Genomic DNA, 19,436 nt, shown 5'->3' with positions numbered 1-19,436 from the left:
CTCGCCCGCGGAGGAACCCGTGTCACCCTGAGTGCATGCCTATCCGCTACCTGGGCGAGCAGGACGTCGACCACCTGGAACGCGGCACGGCCCTGCTCGGCTCCGGCGGCGGCGGGCAGACCGGCCTGCCGGCGCTGCTGCTGCGGCGCGGCCTGGCCGGGCGCCGGGTCGCGCTGCTCGACCGCGAGGACCTGCCTGGGGGACACGTCGTCCCCATCGGGCTCGTCGGGGCGGTGTCGGTGTTCACCGAGAGGTTGCCGTCGGGAGGGGAGTGGACGCGCGTGCTCACCGCCATCGTGGAGCGCACCCGGGTCCGCTGCGACGGGCTGATCTCGGTCGAGGCCGGCGGCGGCAACGGCATCATCGTGTTCGTCGCCGCCGCCGAGCTGGGCCTGCCGGTGCTCGACGCCGACCTGACCGGCCGGGGGCTGCCCCGGCTGGACCAGACCTCCATGGCCGCGCTCGGCGAGCCCCTCACCCCGCTGGCCATCGGCACCGCCGACGGCCGGCTGCTCGTGCTCGACGGCCTGCCGCCCTCCGCCGCCGAGCGGATCGTCCGCGCCGCGCTCAGCGAGTTCGGCGGATGGGCGGCCATCGCGCTGCGCCCGGTGCCGGTGACGGCGCTGGACCGGGTGGCCATCCCCGGCTCCCTCACCTACGCCCTGCGCCTCGGGGCCCGGCACGCGGCCTGCGCCCGCGGCGCCGCGCCGTACGAGATGGCCGGCTCGCTCGGCGGCCGGGTGCTGGCCACCGGCCGGGTGCTGGAGGTCGTGCGCGACCACGCCACCGCGGGCTTCGGCCGCGGCTCGGTGATCATCCGGGCCGACCGCGGCGGCACCCTGCTCCGGCTGGAGATGGAGAACGAGTACCTGCTCGCCCTCAGCGACGGCGAGCCCGTCGCGTCCACCCCGGACATCCTGTGCGTGCTCGACCGGGTCACCGGCGAGCCGATCTTCTGCGACACCGTACGCGCCGGCGCGGAGGTGGTCGCCCTGCACCTGCCCGGCCCCCCGTTCTGGTGGCGGCCCGAGGTCGTGGCCGCGGTCGCCCCCCGCGCCTTCGGCCTGGACCTGGACCCGGTGGCGCGGCCATGACCCCCGAGGCCGCCCCCACCCTGCGCGAGCTGCTGGGTCATCCCCCGCTCGCCGCCGCCACGTCCCTGACCGGCGACGCCGACCTCGACCGGCCGGTCACCGGCATCGCCCTGATCGACCCGTCCCAGGCCGGCTCCGTCGAGCCCGGCGAGATCGCGCTGTGCGCGGCCATCCCGCCCGGCTACCTCGCCGACTGGCGCCTGGACGCCGCGATGCGCCGCCTGCGCGACCAGGGCGCCGCCGCGCTGGCCCTGCCCGTGACCGGCGGCGAGACGCTGCTCGACGGCAGCCGCCGCCTCGCCCGGCACCTGCGGCTGCCGATCCTGGGCATCACCGCGCCGCCGCTGCGCTGGGCGGGCACCGCCGCCGCGTTCCTGCACGCCCCCGCCGTGGACGCGGCCGAGCACCTGCGCCGCGCGCACCGCGCGCTCACCCGCGGCCTGCTCGGCCCGCAAGACGTCGCCCGCGCCCTGGCCCGCATCCTGGACCGCCCGGTCGGGGTCCTCGGGCCCGGCGGCGACCCGATGGGCGGGGCCGTCCAGCCGCCCCCCGACTTCGACCCGTACGCGGCGGTGGCGCAGATCCTCACCGAGCACGGCAGGACCACCGTCGCCGTGCCGGTGCTGGACGCCTCGGGCCGTACCGTCGATCTGTGGCTGGCCGCCGCGCTCGGGCACGCCGCCACCGCGTGGGCCCGCGGCGTACGCGACGTCCTCCAGGCCGGGACCCTGGCCGTGCAGCGCTGGCAGGCCACGCGCCGGGTCGAGCTGGAACGCGACGCCCGGCTGCGCGCCAGCCTGTTCGGCGACCTGCTCGAAGGCAGGCTGGGCGCGGGCCACCGGTTCCAGCAGCGCGCCTCGGAGATCGGCTGGCGGCTGGACGGCTGGCACGTCGCCTTCCACCTCGCCGTGCTCGGCCAGGTGGACCTGTTGCGGCACACCGACGCCGTGGCCGCCGCACTCGCCGCCGAGCACATCGACGCCACGCTGGTGGAGCGCGGCGACGGCTGGTCCGGCTGGACGACCGGCCGCGCCGAGCCCGGCGAGGACGCCAACCGCGACCTCCTCGCCGCCCTGCGCCAGGTACGCCGCCGCCTCGCGGGCCGCTTCGACTGCGCGGTCGGCGTCGGCCGCGCCCACCGCGACGCCTCCGGCCTGACCCGCAGCCTCACCGAGGCGTGGGACGCCGCCCGGCTCGCCCGCGGCCGCCCCCAGACCGGCCGCCTGGTCCACATCGACCGCCTCGGCCTGGCCCAGCTCCTGGCCGCCTGGGCCGGCAGCGAGACCTTCGCGCCCGCCGCGACCCGGCTGCTGGAACCCCTGGAGTCGCAGCCCGGCGACCTCGTCGCCACGCTCGCGGCGTACCTCGACGCCGGGGGCTCCGCCGCCGAGACCGCCGTCGTGCTGGGCGTCCACCGCAACACGGTCGCGGCCCGCCTGCGCCGCATCGAGGAACTGCTCACGGTCGATCTGGCCAACCCCGATGACCGGCTCGCCCTCCACCTGGCCTGCCGGGTCACCCTGGACCGCGGGTCCGCATCCCCGCGATCGTGGTGACATGCCGAACTCCGCGGAAGGTCCCCCCGCTCCGGGGCCGGCCGAGCCCTGCCCGTGCGGGCACGCCGAGCACGAGGTGCCGCGCACGATGCGGGACGCCCTCGCCCTGGCCGGGCACCGCACGGCGATCGAGCACCTGCTCACGCCCGTCGCCCTGGACCCGTCCCGCTGGCTGGGCGTCCACCGCTGCGTCCGCTGCGGCCGGCACTGGGCCGAGGACTCCATCACCTCCGGCCACGCCGACCTCTTCTTCGTCTATCCGGTGCACACCGCCGACCCCCGCGCCTGGCTCGCCGCCGCCCACCCCCTCCAGCCGGACCACCTGGCCTGACGAGACCGCTTCCGCACACCCTCTGTGCGGGACGCCGATCTTCGGGGATCGTGGAGGAGATGATCCCCTAACGGCTCAAGGAGTGATCATGAACGGCTTCGGGCGGGCGATGGCGGCGGCCCTACTCGTGCTCGGAACCGGCCTGGCGGGCGGCGGCCCCGCGCAGGCGGCCGGCGTCACGGCGCAGGCGGAGTGGGTGTCGGGGGACCGGCCGCTGTGGCCGTTCACCAGCCTGGAGCAGGCACGCGCGTGGCAACGGCTCCGCGAGGTGACCGGGGACGGCTCCTGGCACCTCGACCCCGGACGCACCGCGCTCGCCTTCACCCGCAGGCACCTCGGGTTCACCGGGGTCGATGTGGAGGTGGGGCGGAGCGTGAAGGGCCGCACCGCCCTGGTCAAGGTGGGTTACCGGCACGCCGAAAGCGACAAGCCCGGCGTGGCCGCGACGATCCGCCTGGTCCGCCTGGGGACCGGTCCGGGCGCGCCGTGGGCCGTCGTCGGCACCGACGACGACACCCTGACCATCACCAGGCCCGCGTACGGCGCGTCGGTGCGCTCACCGCTCACGGTCTCGGGCCGCATCACCGGCGTGGACGAGAGCCTGCGGGTACGCGCCCTGGTACGCGGGGCCGACCGCCCGGCGGGCTCGACCTGCTGCGAGCCCGCGGGCGGCGAGAACGCGTCGTGGCGGGTGCGCCTGTCCTTCCGCGCCGCCCCCGGCACCCTCATGACCCTGGTCGTCTCCACCGGCGGCCACGTGGCGGAGGTCGAGCGCTTCGCCGTCACCGCCGTACGGGCCGCGGGCTGATCAAAGGCCGGCCCCAACAGGCGCACCCGACTGACAGGAGACCAGCCGCAGCAGGCGCCCGCGACCGACCAAAGATCATCGGATCAGGCGCCCGCGACCGAGCGGAGATCAGCCCGCCCGCTCACCCCTGCTTGAGCGCGGCGGCGATGGAGTCGGCCAGCGGCGTCGTCGGCCGCCCGATGAGCCGGCTCAGGTCGCCGGTCCGCCTGGCCAGCAGGCCGCGCCGGATCCCGTCGTCGATGGTCACGATGATCTCGATGACGTGGGCCGGCAGCCCCGCCTCGGCCAGCAGCTCCCGGTGCGCCTCGGCCGACAGCGCGTTGTAGCGGATCTCCCTGCCGGTCTGCCGCGACAGCTCGGCCGCGAACTCGGCGAAGCTCCACGCTTCGTCGCCGCTCAGCTCGTACGCGGTGTTCTCGTGCCCCTCGCCGGTGAGCACGGCCACGGCCGCGTCCGCGTAGTCCTGCCGCGCCGCCGAGGCCACCCGCCCGTCGCCCGCGCTCGCGGTGACGGCCCCCTGCGCGAACACCTGGCTCAGGTCGCCGGTGTAGTTCTCGGTGTACCAGCCGTTCCGCAGGAACGTGTAGGCCAGCCCGGAGGCGAGGATGACCTCCTCGGTGCCCTTGTGGTCGTCGGCGAGGGGGAAGTCGGTCTCCGGCCCGCCCAGGATCCCGGTGTACGCCAGATGCCGCACCCCCGCCGCCTTCGCCGCCTCGACCACCGCCCGATGCTGCGGCACCCGCCGTCCGGGCTCCGAGCCCGAGATCAGCAGCACCTTCTCCGCCCCCTCCAACGCCGGCCCCAGCGTCTCGGGCCGGTCGTAGTCGGCCTCCCGCACCTGCACCCCCAGCGCCGCCAGCCCCTCGGCCTTCTTGGGGTCCCGCACCGCGGCGACAACCTCCCCGGCCGGCACCCGCGCCGCCAGCCCTCGCACCACCAGCGTGCCGAGATGCCCCGTGGCCCCGGTGACAACGATCATCCCAAGCCCCTCCAATACCGCGCTGACGTGGACGGTTACCTTTTGTTGGTATCCCGATGATGGAGCACCCGAGAGCCCTCTACAAAAGGCACATCCATGTAAGCGACCCCTCGGGCCTGGCCTCCTCTCCATGCGCCCAGCGCCGCACGGCCCCAACGATGGCCCTGACGATGGCCCGACGCAGAACGACGGACACACCGCCGACCGCGCCGGCTCCGCCCAACCGGCCGACCGCCTTGGGTCGGGCTGCCTTGGGTCGGGCCGCTTTGGGTCGGGCCGCTTTGGGTCGGGCTGCCTTGGGTTGGGCCGTCTTGGGTTGGGCCGTCTTGGGTTGGGCCGTCTTGGGTTGGGCCGTCTTGGGTCGGGCTGCCCTGGGTCGGGCCGCCTTAGGCCGGGCTGCCCTGGGCTGGGCACATGGCCTCAGCCCCACCCGGGTCCATGGGCCCAGTCCCGGCCCCCTGGCGGCCCGAGGCCGGCCCGCTCCGACCCGCAACCCGTGCGCGGCCCGCTCCGACCCGCAACCCGTGCCCGGCCCGTAGGCTTCGCCGACCGCCGACCGCCGACCGCCGACCGCCGACCGCCCCGGGGCCTGGGTCGCCCAGGGGGCATTGCCACTCGTCCATACACCCGCCCTGGCCCTCGTGGACTCCGCCCGACCCGGCGTCCGCTCCAGCCCTGCGGGCTGCCGGGGCCTGGCACGTCGCCCCACACAGCCCTCGCTCAGGCCCACAGGCACCGCTCCGGCCATCCGGCCGCGCGGCGCTGTGTCGCGCCACCATGCCGCGCCGGTCAGGCCCGCGCTCGACCATGCCGGCACCGCGCCGTGCCCTGCCGCGCCGTGCCCTGCCGCGCCGTGCCCTGCCGTGCCGTGCCCTGCCGTGCCGTGCCCTGCCGTGCCGTGCCCTGCCGTGCCGTGCCCTGCCGTGCCGTGCCCTGCCGCGCCGGCCCCTGCCGCGCCGTGTCCGGCCATAGGTCCTGCCCCGGCTCATGGCCCGCTGCGGGCGCTGGCTTGTCGCCTCTGGCCGGATGCGTCCGAATTCGGGAGGAGGCGGCGGGAGGGCGTGTGGGTTCCGGTACCCCGTCCCATCCCGCCTTGTGGGAGATCCACCGTTGTCTGGGTGCTCCCCCTGGCCCCTGGAGCCCTATGGGGCTTGATATCGGATTTGGTTGTGGATCACGGGATATGGGGGATTATTGAATTTGCTGAGTGCCTGGTGGGTTTTGTGGGGGGTGTTTTCGGGTGGGTGATTGGTAGGTGGGGGCGATCCTGGGGATTGGGTTTCCCGGGGCGGGTCGTGGGGCTAGGATTCTTCACTGCCATCGGCTCTGCGGTGCGGTGGAGACCTCGCGTTTTTGCTGCCGGCCACCTCTCTGACCCGCGAAGGTATGCGATGAAGATCACCAGCGCGAACAATTGTCCGAATGGGATTCTTGGATTTCGCCCGGCTATGTCCAAAGAATGGTGAAACGCGGGGGCCTTCGGGGGGTGCTGCTCCTCGGGCCGCCCGCTGGAGGCAAGAGCACCATCACTCAGGCGCTGCATGACCTCGATCCCCGGTTCGTCCTGTTGCGGGTGCTCCGCGTGGGCGTGGAGCGGGGCGAGGAGTACCACGTGATCACTGAGGACCAGCTTCAGGTCCTGCGGGCGGCCGGGAGGATCATCCTGGAGACGCGGAACGGTGACCGCGGCTACGCCATCGACGCCCATCCCATCGACCACATGACCACCGCCGAGCTCATCCCCGTCGTGCACGTCGCCAACTGTGCCGACCTGCGGTCGCTCACCTCCTGGGCCGACTGGTTATCCGTGCTGCTGTGGGTGCCGCGGGAGGTGTGCGAGCAGCGGGCGCGGCGGCGGGGTGATCCGGACGTCGCCGAGACGCTCAAGGCGTGGGAGGAGGCCGCCGCCGACATCGCCGAGCACGAGTGCGACGGGCTGTTCCACCTGCGTCTCACCACCAGCCGCATGACGATCGAGGAGGCGGCGGGGCAGATCGCCGACGCCTTCACCGTACTCGGACGGTCCCCGTCGCGGGAGGGGATCGCCGGTCAGCGGCCGACCGCGTAACCCTGGGCGCCCCTGGGATTGGCGGCGGCCTTCAGGAAGTCCTCGCGGGCGACCGCGCTCAGGCGGCCCAGCGACCACGGGTCGCGGGGCTCGACGATGTGGCCCCGGCGGCGCAGCTCGGCGAGCACGGCCCCGGGCACCCGGTCCTCCACCGCCAGCACGCCCGGCCGCGACTCGCGCGGGTAGAACGAGCTGGGGAAGTGCTCGGAGTGGAACATCGGCGCGTCGATCGCCTCCTGTAGGTTCAGCCCGAAGTGCACCACCGACAGGAAGAAGTTCAGGCTCCACTGGTCCTGCTGGTCGCCCCCCGGCGTGCCGAAGGCGAGCCACGGCCTGCCGTCGCGCAGCGCGAACGACGGCGACAGCGTCGTACGGGGGCGCGCCCCCGGCCGCAGCGAGTTGGGCAGTCCCTCCTCCAGCCAGAACATCTGCGCCCGCGTGCCCAGGCAGAACCCCAGGTCGGGGATCGTGGGCGAACTCTGCAGCCAGCCGCCGCTGGGCGTCGCCGAGACCATGTTGCCGTGGCGGTCCACGACGTCGATGTGGCAGGTGTCGCCGCTCACCGCCCCGTCGGCGCGTACGGTGGGCTCGCCCGCGCCCGCCTGGGGGCCGGCGCCGACGCCGCGCGCCGCCGGGAGGCGGGGCGACCGGCCGCCCGGTGAGCCGGGGCGCTGGAGCAGGGAGGCCGTCGCGCCGATCAGGGCGCGGCGCTCGCCCGCGTACGCCTCGGCGAGCAGGTCGGAGACGGGGACCTCGGCCGAGTCGCCGTACCACGCCTCGCGGTCGGCGAAGGCGAGCTTGGCGGCCTCGGTGACGGTGTGGATGTAGTCGGGCGAGAGGTGGCCCATGGCGGTCAGGTCGTGCCCGGCGAGCAGGGCGAGCTGTTGCAGGAACACCGGTCCCTGGCCCCACGGCCCGGTCTTGCACACCGTGTGGCCGTGGTAGCCGAAGGTGACCGGCTCCTCCACGCCGGCCCGCCACGCGGCCATGTCGTCGCCGGTCAGCAGGCCGCCATGGACCTCGCCGGAGGTGTCGCGCCAGGCGGTCTCGGCGCAGAACTTCGCGATCGACTCGGCGACGAAGCCGGAGTACCAGGCCGCGCGGGCCGCCGCGATCTGGCCTTCGCGGGTGGGCGACGCCGCCCGCGCCTCGGCCACCACCCGCCGGTACGTCGCGGCGAGCACCGGGTTGGCCAGGCGGGAGCCGGGCGCGGGCACGGCGCCGCCGGGCAGCCAGGTGGCGGCCGAGGTGGGCCAGTGCTCGGCGAACAGCCGCTCCACCGTGCCGATCGTGGCGGCCATGCCGGTGACGACGGGCACGCCGCGCTCGGCGTACGAGATGGCGGGTTCGAGCACGTCGGCGAGCGGCCAGGTGCCCCAGCGCTCCAGGAGCAGCAGCCACCCGCCGAACGCGCCGGGCACGGTGGCGGCCAGCAGGCCCGTGCCGGGGACGAGGTCCAGGCCCAGGCCGGAGGTGAAGCGGTCGATCGTGGCCGCGGCCGGGGCCACGCCCTGGCCGCACACGACCGAGACCTTTCGCTCGGCCTCGCTCCACAGCAGGATCGGCACCTCGCCGCCGGGGCCGTTGAGGTGCGGCTCGGCGACCTGGAGCACGAACCCGGCGGCCACGGCGGCGTCGAAGGCGTTGCCGCCGCGTTCGAGCACGCTCATGCCGGTGGCGGCGGCGAGCCAGTGGGTGCCGGCCACCATGCCGAAGTCGCCGGTGAGCTCGGGACGGGTGGTGAACATGCGGGGGGCGGCCTTTCACGCGTGCCGGCCGGAGGGGACGGCCGTACGGCCATCATCACACGCGTGGGCGGCCCCGTGTCAGTCCGCTCTCGGGCTCGCCACCAGCGGCGTGTCCACCAGGTGCTCGATCAGGAACCACGTCTGCATCTCGTTGGTCCGGATGACCTCCGAGGCGAGCAGGTCGTTGGTGCCGTCGTCCCCCATCTCCGCCGCCCGCGCGGCGGCGTCGTGCGCGGCGACCAGGATCGTCTCGTGCGCCTCGACCAGGCGGGACAACATCGACGGCACCTCCTCGACGCCGTCGGGCGGACGCGGGATCACCGTGATCTCCGCGACGTGCCGCGGGTCGCCGACCGCGACCCCGCCCAGTGTCTGCACCCGCTCGGCCAGGTTGTCCACCAGTTCGAGTTGCTCGCCCGCGTGCTTGTCCAGCAGCAGGTGGAGCTGGTAGAACGTCGGCCCGCGCATCAGCCAGTGGTACTTCTTGTACCAGCTGTACAGGATCTGGGTGTCGGCCAGGATCTGGTTCAGCCGCTGGCAGGAGTACATCCGGGTCTCGTACGACAGGCCGAGCGGGAACATCCGCACCGACCCGAACGTCTGGATCTCCTGCGCGTCGGTGTGCAGCCACGGCTGGCTGCCGTCCGTACGCCCTCTGGCCGACGCGTGCGCCCGGGTGCTGCTCGCCGACGACCTGCCGGGCCTTCCGGCCGATGAGTTGTCTGGAGGCATCGCGATCTCCTCGCTGCTGGTTTTCCTCTCCCACGCAGGTCCCCCCGGTTGTGTCACGCCAAAGTCATGAAAACATCCCCAAACCGCCGCAAATCAGGACATCGCCCCGCAGTGGGCCGGGTGGAAAACCAGGTGCGGGGCGCCGGGGCGGCTGGGTAGCCTGCGCCGGGGGTTTGGTGGAGAGGGATCGGCTGTGGGACACGTTGAGGTCGGGCATCTGACGTATGTCCTGCCCGATGGGCGGGCGTTGCTGGAGGACGTGTCCTTCCGCGTGGGCGACGGGGTCAAGGCGGCGCTGGTCGGGCCCAACGGGGCCGGGAAGACCACGCTGATGCGGCTCATCGCGGGCGATCTGGAGCCGGTGGACGGCAGTGTCGCCAGCTCGGGCGGACTCGGGGTGATGCGGCAGTTCATCGGCGGCATCCGTGACGGGCGTACCGTGCATGACCTGCTGCTCAGCGTGGCGCCCGCACGGGTGCGGGAGGCGGCGGAGCGGCTGGCGGCGGTCGAGCTGGCGATGATGGAGCGCGACGACGAGAAGACGCAGATGCGCTACGCGCAGGCCATCGCCGACTACGGCGACGCGGGCGGCTACGACATCGAGGTCCTGTGGGACACCTGTACGGTCGCCGCGCTCGGCATGCCGTACGACGCGGTGAAGTACCGCGAGGTCAACACGCTGTCGGGCGGCGAGCAGAAGCGGCTGGTACTGGAGGCGCTGCTGCGCGGGCCCGACCAGACCCTGCTGCTGGACGAGCCCGACAACTACCTGGACGTGCCGGGCAAGGTCTGGCTGGAGCAGGTGCTGCGCGAGACGCCGAAGACGGTGCTGCTGGTGAGCCACGACCGGCAGCTCCTGGCCAACGTCGCGGATCGGATCGTCACCGTCGAAGCCGGAAATGTCTGGATTCATGGGGGCGGGTTCGCCACGTACGCCGAGGCCCGCAAGGAGCGCAACGAGCGCCTGGACGAGCTGCGCCGCCGCTGGGACGAGGAGCACGCCAAGCTCAAGCGCCTGGTCAACATGCTCAAGCAGAAGGCCGGCTACAACGACGGCATGGCCCCGGCCTACCACGCCGCCCAGACCCGGTTGCGCCGGTTCGAGGAGGCGGGCCCGCCCGAGGTGCCGCCGCGCGACCAGATGATCAGCATGCGGCTGCGCGGCGGGCGTACCGGCAAACGCGCGGTGGTGTGCGAGAACCTGGAGCTGACCGGCCTGATGCGGCCGTTCGACGTCGAGATCTGGTACGGCGAGCGCGTGGCCGTGCTCGGCTCCAACGGCTCCGGCAAGTCGCACTTCCTGCGCCTGCTCGCCGGGGAGGCGATCCCGCACACCGGGGTCGCCAAGCTCGGCGCGCGGGTCGTACCCGGGCATTTCGCGCAGACCCACGCCCACCCCGAGCTGCTCGGGCGCACGCCGTGCGAGATCGTGATGACCGAGCACGCCAGGCTGAAGAGCGAGGCGATGAAGGCGCTCGCGCGTTACGAGCTGGCCGGCGGGGTCGCCGAGCAGCGGTTCGAGACGCTGTCGGGCGGCCAGCAGGCCCGGCTGCAGATCCTGCTGCTGGAGCTGTCCGGGGCCACGCTGCTGCTGCTCGACGAGCCCACCGACAACCTCGACCTGGCCAGCGCCGAGGCGCTGCAGGAGGGCCTGGACGCCTTCGAGGGCACCGTGATCGCGGTCACGCACGACCGCTGGTTCGCGGCCGACTTCGACAGGTATCTCGTGTTCGGCGAGGACGGCCGGGTGTACGAGTCGCCGGAGCCGGTCTGGGACGAGGGCCGCGTCGCGCGCCCCAGGTGAGAGCATAAAGGCTTCGCCGGGTGCCGCGTGGCGCGGCGGCGCCGGGGGCGATGCCGGGTTATGACGGCAATGTGACGCAGCGTAGTCGAACTGTAAGCATGCCCGTGTTCGTCCTGGTCGCCGGCCTGATGGCCGTCGCCCTGGCCGGATGCTCCGAGGAGGAGCGGGAGAAGGTCTCGCCGCTGCGCCCGCTCCAGGTCAAGGAGCAGGCGTCGTCGGTGCTCAAGGGCGAGGGCGGGTACGTCGTGAACTGGGCGGGCGTGCTCGGCAACGCCAACCCGTGGCACTTCGGCGAGCACGTGGTCGCCACGATCGTGGCCAAGGACGCCAAGGGCGCCGAGGTCGTCCGCATGGACCAGCCGCTGGACGCCGTGCCGCCGCACGGCACCCTCGCCTTCAGCGGCAAGGCGGTGGCCAAGGTCAAGCCGGAGACGGTGTCCATCACCTACTCCCAGGCCAAGTGGAACCAGGCCGGGCGCATCCCGTCGGCGTTCCAGCCCTTCCCGGTCACCGACGTCGTGACCAAGCGGCAGAAGAACGGCGGCTATCTGATCAGCGGCCGGGTCGGCACCCCGTACGAGCGGGTGGCGGGCACCCTGGCGGTCACCGCGCTGCTGCGCGACGCGGCGGGCAAGCTGCTGGGCGGGGCGAGCACGTTCGTGGACGACGTGCGCTCGGACGCCAAGCAGCGCTTCATCGTGGCGCTGGACTCGGTGCCGAAGGGCGTCGCCAAGGCGGACGTCATCGCGCGTACGTGGGGCTCGACCAGCAGGCCGTACGAGGAGTTGGCCATGGGCGGGACCGTCCCGGTGCACACCGTGAAGCCGAAGACGCCGCCGTTCGCGAAGGACCGCGGGCGCACCCTGATTCCCGGCGTCGATACCCGCCCAGAATAGGAATCACCGTATTTACCTGATATTCCCAAAAAGCTGGACGTAATGCCCTTGCCGGTTCATTGACTTCTCACGGACAACCCATGTCATCGTCGCGGAATCGGTGGAACTAGTAGTTACCAACCGTTTACCATCCGTCACATGACTGATCGCGTCCTGGTCGAGGCCCTGCGCAGGCGAGATCCAGGTGCCCTCGCCGCGCTTTACGACACCTACGCCGAGAGCATCCACGAATTCTGCCTGCTGTCGCTGGGCAACCTCGACGGCGCTCAGGTCGCGCTGCGCGACACCCTGATCGCGGCCGAGGCGCACATCGCGGCCCTGGCCGATCCGGCGCGGCTGCGCGTGTGGCTGTTCACCCTGGCCCGCGCCGAATGCGGCCGGCGCCGCATGCCCGCGGCCCTCTCCGGCACGCCCCCGATCGCCGCGCAGGCGCCCGCGGTGCCCGACCTGGAGGGCGCCGCCTCCGCCGACCTGCGCTTCATGGCCTGGAACGCCGCCTGGAGCCTGACCGCCGCCGACCGCGAGATCCTCTACCTCACCGTCCGGCACCACCTGACCCCCGCCGAGATCGCCGTCGTGACCGCCTCGTCCGCGCGCGAGATCGAGGCCGGGCTCGGCGTCGCCCGCGACCGCCTGCGCGACGCGGTCACGGCCGAGGTGCTGGCCCGCAAGGGCCCCTACGACTGCCCCCGCCGCGCCGACATCCTCACCGGCTTCGCCGGCGAGCTCACCCCGGCCATGCGCGAGCAGGTCGTGCGCCATCTCGCCCGGTGCGACACCTGCGCCCCCCACCGCGCCCGCCAGGTCTCCGCCGCCAAGGTCTTCGACCTGCTGCCCGCGGTCCCGCTGCCGGAGTCGCTGCGGGTACGCGTGATGAGCTGCTTCACCGATCCCGAGCTGGTCGCCTACCGCCGCTACGTCGCCCGCCGCGTGGGCCTGCTCGACGCCGCCGGGTTTCCCGCCGCGGGGATCAAAGGGGATCGCCGCCGCCATCGTGTCGTCGCCCTGGCGCTGGTGGCTGCGGTCGCGACGCTGATCGCGGCGACCGCGACCGTGACGGCGGCCCACTGGGGCTCGGGCGGCCCGCCGCCCGAGGGCGTGCTCGGCGTCGCGTCCCGGGCGCTCCCGCCCACCGGGGGGCCTGCCGCCAAGCCGCCGCCCTGGGCGCCCGGCCCGCGCGAGGTCCCGGCCGACATGCACTCCTCCGCCGCCCGGAGCCCGGTCGATCCCGGTCTCCGGGCCACCGTCCCGGTTCCCGAGCCCGCCCTCTCGGCCGGCACCCGCACCCCCTACCCGTCCCCACCGCCGTCCCCGCCGTCGCCGTCGTCCAGGCCGTCCGGCCCCTCCGATACGCCCGCGACGGCTCCGTCCGCCCGGCCCAGCCCGCCGCCGAGCACCCTCGCCCCCGTCCCCGACCGTGACCGGGATCGGGATCGGGAGCGGGATCGGGGGCGTGACCGGGGCCGGGGCCGGGATCACGGCTGGGGGCACGACCGCGACCGGCCCCGTCCGCGTCCCGACCACCACCACGGCCACCCCAACCCGAAGCCCAGCCCCTCCGCGTCCCCGACCACCACGCCGTCCTCGCCCACCTCCTCCCCGCGCCCCACGCCCACCTCGGCCCCGCCGTCCCCCTCCACGCCGCCGCCCTCCGCGACCGCCTGAACGCCACACCGGGCTCACCCTCCGTGACAGAAATGTGTTCGTGGAGTTACATACGGGAATGATGGGGCCGGTGTGATCCGGCCCGACGGCGATGCGGTGCTCGGGGGAGCCGCCGCATCGGCGGGGGATGGCGAGCCGGAACGGGGGGAACGTGCGCGCCGAGATCACGATGCGGGTGGGGGTGGCGTGCGCGGTGGTCGCGCTCGCGTCCATCGCCTGCCCCGGAAGCCAGGCGGGCGCCTTCGGCAACGCCGCGCGGCCGGTGGCGTACGAGCCGGGGCCCTCGGCCGAGAAGGTGGCGCGGGCCCGGCGGGCGGTGCGCGAGCGCAGCGCCGAGTTCGGCGCCGTGGCCGCCCGGCTGGCCCAGGCACGGGCCAGGCTGGATGAGCTGAACGCGTCCGCGGGCCGGGCGGTGGAGGCGTACAACGGCGAGATGGTCCGCCTCGCCGCCGCCGAGCGGGCCCACCAGGAGGCGGTGGCCCGCCTGGGCGCGGCCGAGGCGCGGCTGGCCGAGGCGCGGGCCGCGGTGGCCGCGCTGGCGGCGCAGAGCTACGGGGGCGTGGACCTGAGCCGGCCGATGGTCACCATGATGTCCATGGGCGGGGGCGGGCTGCCGGGCTACATGCACCAGGCCAGCGTGCTGGAGCACCTCAGCGGCGCCAGGACCGAGCTGCTGCGGCAGATGCGCGACGCGCAGACCGTCTCGGCCATCCTGCACACCCAGGCGCAGGAGGCGTACGACGCCCGCCAGGCCGCCGCCGTACGCGCCGAGCAGGCCAAGCGGGCCGCGGCCGAGGCGGTGGAGCGGCAGCGGCGCGAGACCGGGGCCCTGGTGCGGCGCAAGCACGAGCTGGAGGCCCGGCTGGCCCAGGCCAAGTCGCGGGCCGAACGGCTGGCCGACCGGCGGGCCGAGGCGCTGGAGGCCGCGAGCCACGGCACCGGGCGCGCGCCCGCCTGGGCCAAGGCGGGGGCGCCGGCCCACCTGGGCGACATCGCCGCCGACTGGGCGCTGTCGCAGCTCGGCAAGCCGTACGTGTGGGCCGCCGACGGGCCCGACAGCTACGACTGCTCCGGGCTCACCATGCGGGCCTGGGAGCGCGCCGGCATCCGGCTCGACCACTGGACCGGCACCCAGTGGACCTCGGGCCCGCACGTGCCGCTGAACCAGCTCCGCCGCGGCGACCTGGTGTTCTTCGGCAGGATCACCGACGATCCCGGGGACATCCACCACGTCGGGATGTACATCGGCAGGGGGATGATGGTGCACGCGCCGCAGACGGGCGACGTGGTGCGCATCGCCCCGATCCAGCGCGCCGACCTCGTCGGCGCCACCCGGCCGGGGACGTGACATGACGGCACGCGCGACGGCACACGCGTGGGCGCCGGCAGTGGCACCTGTGGCACACGCGCCGGCACGCCGTCCGGCCGGCCGGGGGGAGACGGGGGAACGTCGTCAGTGCTGGGCGCCGGCCTCCTGGGCGCGCTTGACCGACGCCTGGATCTCGGCCTCGGCCTCGACCCGGCCGACCCAGTTGGCGCCCTCGACCGACTTGCCGGGCTCCAGGTCCTTGTACACCTCGAAGAAGTGCTGGATCTCCAGCCGGTCGAACTCGGGCACGTGGTGGATGTCGCGGATGTGCTCCATGCGCGGGTCGGTGGCCGGCACGCACAGGACCTTGTCGTCGCCGCCCTTCTCGTCGGTCATGCGGAACATGCCGACGGCGCGGCAACTGATGAGGCAGCCCGGGAACGTCGGCTCCTGCAGCAGCACGAGAGCGTCGAGGGGGTCGCCGTCCTCGCCGAGGGTGTTCTCGATGAACCCGTAGTCGGCGGGGTACTGCGTGGAGGTGAACAGCAGCCGGTCCAGGCGGATGCGGCCGGTCTTGTGGTCCACCTCATACTTGTTGCGTTGTCCCTTGGGAATCTCAACGACAACGTCGAACTGCACCGAGGTTCCTCCGCTCAAGCCCTCCGGGCACCCCGGCCGGGCGTTAATGTCTCGTAGGTTGTGCTACCCGTATCGGAAGAGGTCAGACGACATGGAACGGCGCGAGCGGTGGGTGGCCCTGGTCACCCTCGCCCTGCTGCACGTGTTCGTGGTCGTCACGGGTGTCTACGTGATCGCCAACGACGTCAGCCTGGACGCGATGACCGGGCGCGCACCACGTCCGACCGCGTCGGCGGAGCCGCCGTCCGTACCCGTGGTGACCGCGGGACCAGTGCTGGCCGCGGGCGGGAACGGTCCTCTTCCGAGTAAGGGTACTTTGGCCGCCAGGCTCGGTAAGGCGCTGGGTGACCCCGCGCTCGGCGACCGGGTGGGCGCGGCGGTCCTCGACGCCCGCACCGGGGCCGCGCTCTTCGGCTCCGGCCAGACCGTCGGCATCACGCCCGCCTCCACCACGAAGGTCGTGACCAGCGTGGCCGCGCTGGCGTCGCTGGGCGCCGACGCGCGGCTGGCCACCACCGTGGTGCAGGGCGGCTCGAAGACCTCGATCGTGCTGGTCGGCGGCGGCGACCCGACCCTGCAGGGGCCGCGGGCGCCGAAGGAGGCCCCGTACCCGAGGCCGGCCACGATCGCCACGCTCGCCTCCCGCACCGCCAAGGCGCTGAAGGCCGCGGGCGTCACCAAGGTCACCCTCTCCTACGACACGTCGCTGTTCACCGGCTCCCCCCTCGGGCCGGGCTGGAAGCCGGGGTACGTCCCCGAGGGCAGCGTCGCGCCGGTGTCCGCGCTGATGATCGACGAGGGCCGGGTGAGCCCCGACTCGCGGCAGCGCGTGGCCGACCCCGCCCGTACGGCCGCCGCCGCCTTCGCCGCCCAGCTCTCCAAGGCCGGCGTACGCGTCGTCAACAAGACGATCAAGCCGGCCAGGGCCGCCGCCGGGGCCAAGGAGCTGGCCAGGGTGGAGTCCGCGCCGGTCTACGCCCTGGTGGAGCGCACTCTGACCCTCAGCGACAACGACCTCGCCGAGGCCCTGGCCAGGCACGTCGCGCTGAAGGAGGGCCTGCCCGGCAGCTTCGAGGGCGGCTCGGCCGGCGTGCGGCGGGTGCTGCAACGGCTCAAGGCGGCCGACGGCATCCGTACGTACGACGGCAGCGGGCTGTCCACGCGCAACCGGATCACCGCGTCCGGGCTGGCCAAGCTGCTCGCGGTCGCGGTGTCGCCGGACAACCCGCAGTTGCACCCCGTGATCAGCGGCATGCCGGTCGCCGGGTTCTCCGGCACGCTCGGTCACCGGTTCGAGAGCAAGGCCGCCGAGCCCGGCGTCGGGCTGGTACGGGCCAAGACCGGCACGCTCAACGGCGTGAACACCCTGGCCGGGGTCGTGACCACCTCCGACGGGAGGCTCGTGACGTTCGCGTTCATGGCCGACAAGGTGCCGCCCGCGTGGGGCAAGGCGGAGGCGGCGCTGGACCGCCTGGCCACGATCGTCTCCGGGTGCGGTTGCTGACAGGTCGCGCAGAGTAATTCCGACCGGGTCGCGCGGGCGCGGCGACGACCACGTACGGTGGACGGTATGCAGGTGATCGACTGGGATCTCGCAGTCTCCACAGGAACGCGCCTGGTGCGCCCCGGGCCCCAGGTGAGCCGCGAAGAGGCACGCCAGGCCGTCAACGACCTCCGCCGGCTCTCCCGCGAGGCCGAAGGCCACGTGCGCGAGTTCACCAGGATCGCCGCCGACGCCTCGCCGCAGCCGGCGACGATCGTCGACCGGCCGGGGTGGATCAGGGCCAACGTCGAGGGCTTCCGCGTCGTGCTGGAGCCGCTGACCGAGCGCATGACCGCGGGCCGCGGCCAGGCCCCCGCCATCGTCGCGGCGGTGGGCTCGCGCATCACCGGGGTCGAGGTGGGCGCGGTGCTCGCCTTCCTCGCCACCCGCGTGCTGGGGCAGTACGAGCTGTTCCTGCCGCCCGACCCCACCGGCCAGGCCCCGACCGGCAGGCTCACCCTGGTGGCCCCCAACATCGTCAACGCCGAGCGCGAGCTGGGGGTCCACCCGCGCGACTTCCGGCTGTGGGTCTGCCTCCACGAGGAGACCCACCGCGTGCAGTTCACCGGGGTGCCGTGGCTGCGCGAGTACGTCCGCTCGCAGATGACCGAGTTCCTGCTCGCCGCCGACCTCGACCTGCCCACCCTCCTCGACCGCCTCCGCCAGGCCGCCGACGCCGTGGCCGACGCGGTGCGCGGCGGCGAGGGCAGCCTGATCGACGCCATCCAGACCCCCGAGCAGAAGCAGATCCTGGAGCGCCTGACCTCCGTGATGACCCTGGTCGAGGGCCACGGCGACTACGTCATGGACGCCGTGGGCCCGTCCGTGGTCCCCTCGGTGGCCGACATCCGCGCCAAGTTCCAGCAGCGCCGCCAGGGCGGCTCCCGCGTGGACCGCACCATGCGCCGCCTCCTCGGCCTCGACCTGAAGATGAAGCAGTACGCCGAGGGCTCCTCCTTCGTCACCACCGTGGTCGGCAAGGTCGGCATGGACGGCTTCAACAAGGTCTGGACCTCCCCCGAGACCCTGCCCACCGCCGCCGAGATCGCCTCCCCCGACCGCTGGATAGCCCGCGTCCTCGGCGACCCCGCCCCCCCGGCCACGGCAACCGCCAACGGCGCCTCCACCCACACCCCCGAACCCCAGGACGCCCCAGAACCCAAGGACGCCCCGGAACCCAAGGACGAACCCCCGCCCACCGGCCCCCAGACCTGACCCCCGGGCCCTGCCTCCCGGCCACTGCCCGCCCGGCCCAGAGACGATCCGGGGGGCAATCGCGACCTGCCCGGTGCCGGTGATGTCGGCGACGATGCGCGCCGCGAAGGTCGCGGACCTTGGAGTCGGCGCAACGTGAGGGAGCCGTGCGTGACTCCCAACCAGCGCCGGCATGCCAAGCCCGGGTCGTGCCGTGCCGGCTGGTGACCAGACCACGTCGTGCCGAGCCCCGAGCCTGGATCGTGCCGAATCGCACCGTGCAGGCCGTGCCCGGATCGTGCTTTGCGGCCAGGGACGTATGCGTGCGCCCGCCTGGGGCCTCGGTGCCCTGGGCGTGTTCGCGTGCCGCACCCCGCCTGTGTGCGTGCCTCCGGCCTGTGTCGTGCCCGCCTCCGAAACGCCCGGCTTGGCGCGGGTCCCGGCCTTGGCTTGTGGCCCCCTGGTGTCCGCGCCCCGCTGTGCGCCGCGCCTGGTCGTGTCGCGCCTCGCCCATGCCGCACCTGGGGCGTGCCGCTCGTGTGGTGCTGCGCTTGGGGCGTGCGCGTGCGCGTGCGCTCCGGCCCGGGGCCTGCGCCCGGCCTGTGCCGCGCTCCGCCTGATGCTCTCTCGCGCCGCTGCCGCCCAGCGTCTGTGCCCGAGGCTGCGTGCGAGCCCTGTTATCCGTACCGGGCCCGTGCTGTGTCCCCGCCCGTGCCGTATCCCGGTCGCTAACTGCACCCGGTTGGCACTCCCCGTCTGCCAAGGGTGCTGCCCCTGATCCCCCCTCTCCGGCCACGGCCCCCTCTCCGACCACTGGCACTCTCCGGCCACATGCCCACTTCGGGCACGCGCCCGCGTCCTGGCCCCGGTCCCCGCCCGTTCTGGCGCGCACGTTCGCCCTCACGCGTGCCTTTCGCCTCGCGCTCGTCATGCCGACCCTGGGGAGTGTCCGGGCAGGCGACGGTCGATCTTCCGTGGGTTGCGTCCACGGAAGTGGTGTACGAGTTTGACCTGGTCACAAGCGCGGCGTCGTGAAAAGACGACGGCCATCGCGTGATCCTTTCGAGTAA

The 19,436-nt window shown here is 73.8% G+C and carries 15 protein-coding genes; 11 read left to right on the top strand and 4 right to left on the bottom strand.

The window, feature by feature from the left end; all coding sequences use genetic code 11:
* The first annotated feature begins 35 nt into the window (after nucleotides 1-35).
* The 4 genes from HNP84_RS50005 to HNP84_RS49990 all read left to right on the top strand — a co-directional run bounded on the left by HNP84_RS50005 (nucleotide 36) and on the right by HNP84_RS49990 (nucleotide 3,789).
* Nucleotides 36-1,094: a DUF917 domain-containing protein gene (locus HNP84_RS50005; RefSeq protein ID WP_185057222.1), complete on the top strand. Its 1,059-nt coding sequence runs from the start codon at nucleotides 36-38 to the stop codon at nucleotides 1,092-1,094.
* Nucleotides 1,091-2,650: a helix-turn-helix domain-containing protein gene (locus tag HNP84_RS50000; RefSeq protein WP_185057221.1), complete on the top strand. Its 1,560-nt coding sequence runs from the start codon at nucleotides 1,091-1,093 to the stop codon at nucleotides 2,648-2,650. Before HNP84_RS50005 ends, HNP84_RS50000 begins: the two co-directional genes overlap by 4 nt.
* A gap of 1 nt (nucleotide 2,651) precedes the next feature.
* A complete protein-coding gene (locus HNP84_RS49995; protein WP_185057220.1) occupies nucleotides 2,652-2,981 on the top strand; it encodes a hypothetical protein in 330 nt (109 codons plus the stop codon).
* Nucleotides 2,982-3,069: 88 nt separating this feature from the next.
* Nucleotides 3,070-3,789, top strand: a complete 720-nt coding sequence (locus HNP84_RS49990) for a hypothetical protein (protein ID WP_221337752.1) — start codon at nucleotides 3,070-3,072, stop codon at nucleotides 3,787-3,789.
* A gap of 121 nt (nucleotides 3,790-3,910) precedes the next feature.
* On the opposite strand, the gene HNP84_RS49985 is transcribed toward HNP84_RS49990, so the two are convergent.
* Nucleotides 3,911-4,768 carry an SDR family oxidoreductase gene (locus HNP84_RS49985; RefSeq protein WP_185057219.1) on the bottom strand — a complete coding sequence of 286 codons (858 nt, stop codon included), beginning with the start codon at nucleotides 4,766-4,768 and terminating at the stop codon, nucleotides 3,911-3,913.
* A 1,459-nt stretch (nucleotides 4,769-6,227) separates the two neighbouring features.
* Between HNP84_RS49985 and HNP84_RS49980 the strand changes: the two genes are divergently transcribed.
* Entirely contained in the window at nucleotides 6,228-6,836 is a 609-nt protein-coding gene (locus HNP84_RS49980; protein ID WP_185057218.1) for a guanylate kinase, read from the top strand.
* Here HNP84_RS49980 and HNP84_RS49975 read toward each other — a convergent pair.
* Nucleotides 6,818-8,584 carry a gamma-glutamyltransferase family protein gene (locus HNP84_RS49975; protein ID WP_185057217.1) on the bottom strand — a complete coding sequence of 589 codons (1,767 nt, stop codon included), beginning with the start codon at nucleotides 8,582-8,584 and terminating at the stop codon, nucleotides 6,818-6,820. The two genes, HNP84_RS49980 and HNP84_RS49975, sit on opposite strands and share 19 nt — an antisense overlap.
* Before the next feature lie 78 nt (nucleotides 8,585-8,662).
* Nucleotides 8,663-9,316, bottom strand: coding sequence for a Dps family protein (locus tag HNP84_RS49970; RefSeq protein WP_185057216.1), 654 nt, complete (start codon nucleotides 9,314-9,316; stop codon nucleotides 8,663-8,665).
* 193 nt (nucleotides 9,317-9,509) lie between these two features.
* On the opposite strand from HNP84_RS49970, the gene HNP84_RS49965 reads away from it, so the two are divergent.
* The 4 genes from HNP84_RS49965 (at nucleotide 9,510) to HNP84_RS56625 (ending at nucleotide 15,029) form a co-directional block, all read left to right on the top strand.
* Nucleotides 9,510-11,120: an ABC-F family ATP-binding cassette domain-containing protein gene (locus HNP84_RS49965; RefSeq protein ID WP_185057215.1), complete on the top strand. Its 1,611-nt coding sequence runs from the start codon at nucleotides 9,510-9,512 to the stop codon at nucleotides 11,118-11,120.
* Between the two features lie 98 nt (nucleotides 11,121-11,218).
* A complete protein-coding gene (locus tag HNP84_RS49960; RefSeq protein ID WP_185057214.1) occupies nucleotides 11,219-12,016 on the top strand; it encodes a hypothetical protein in 798 nt (265 codons plus the stop codon).
* A 138-nt stretch (nucleotides 12,017-12,154) separates the two neighbouring features.
* Nucleotides 12,155-13,681, top strand: a complete 1,527-nt coding sequence (locus HNP84_RS49955; protein WP_185057213.1) for a hypothetical protein — start codon at nucleotides 12,155-12,157, stop codon at nucleotides 13,679-13,681.
* A gap of 151 nt (nucleotides 13,682-13,832) precedes the next feature.
* The gene (locus tag HNP84_RS56625) at nucleotides 13,833-15,029 is read left to right on the top strand and encodes a C40 family peptidase (RefSeq protein ID WP_185057212.1); all 1,197 of its coding nucleotides are present in this window, start codon (nucleotides 13,833-13,835) and stop codon (nucleotides 15,027-15,029) included.
* Nucleotides 15,030-15,134: 105 nt separating this feature from the next.
* On the opposite strand, the gene HNP84_RS49945 is transcribed toward HNP84_RS56625, so the two are convergent.
* Nucleotides 15,135-15,629, bottom strand: a complete 495-nt coding sequence (locus tag HNP84_RS49945) for an inorganic diphosphatase (protein ID WP_185057211.1) — start codon at nucleotides 15,627-15,629, stop codon at nucleotides 15,135-15,137.
* A 91-nt stretch (nucleotides 15,630-15,720) separates the two neighbouring features.
* Here HNP84_RS49945 and dacB point away from each other — a divergent pair, with 91 nt between their 5' ends.
* Entirely contained in the window at nucleotides 15,721-17,133 is a 1,413-nt protein-coding gene (gene dacB / locus HNP84_RS49940; RefSeq protein WP_185057210.1) for a D-alanyl-D-alanine carboxypeptidase/D-alanyl-D-alanine endopeptidase, read from the top strand.
* A gap of 66 nt (nucleotides 17,134-17,199) precedes the next feature.
* The gene (locus tag HNP84_RS49935) at nucleotides 17,200-18,387 is read left to right on the top strand and encodes an Rv3626c family coenzyme F420 biosynthesis-associated protein (RefSeq protein ID WP_185057209.1); all 1,188 of its coding nucleotides are present in this window, start codon (nucleotides 17,200-17,202) and stop codon (nucleotides 18,385-18,387) included.
* Nucleotides 18,388-19,436 lie beyond the last annotated feature (1,049 nt).

Origin of the sequence: Thermocatellispora tengchongensis (genome assembly GCF_014202315.1) — a bacterium.
GTDB lineage: Bacteria > Actinomycetota > Actinomycetes > Streptosporangiales > Streptosporangiaceae > Thermocatellispora > Thermocatellispora tengchongensis.
Note: the sequence above shows the minus strand (reverse complement) of the source record. Positions and strands in the feature narration are given on the sequence as shown.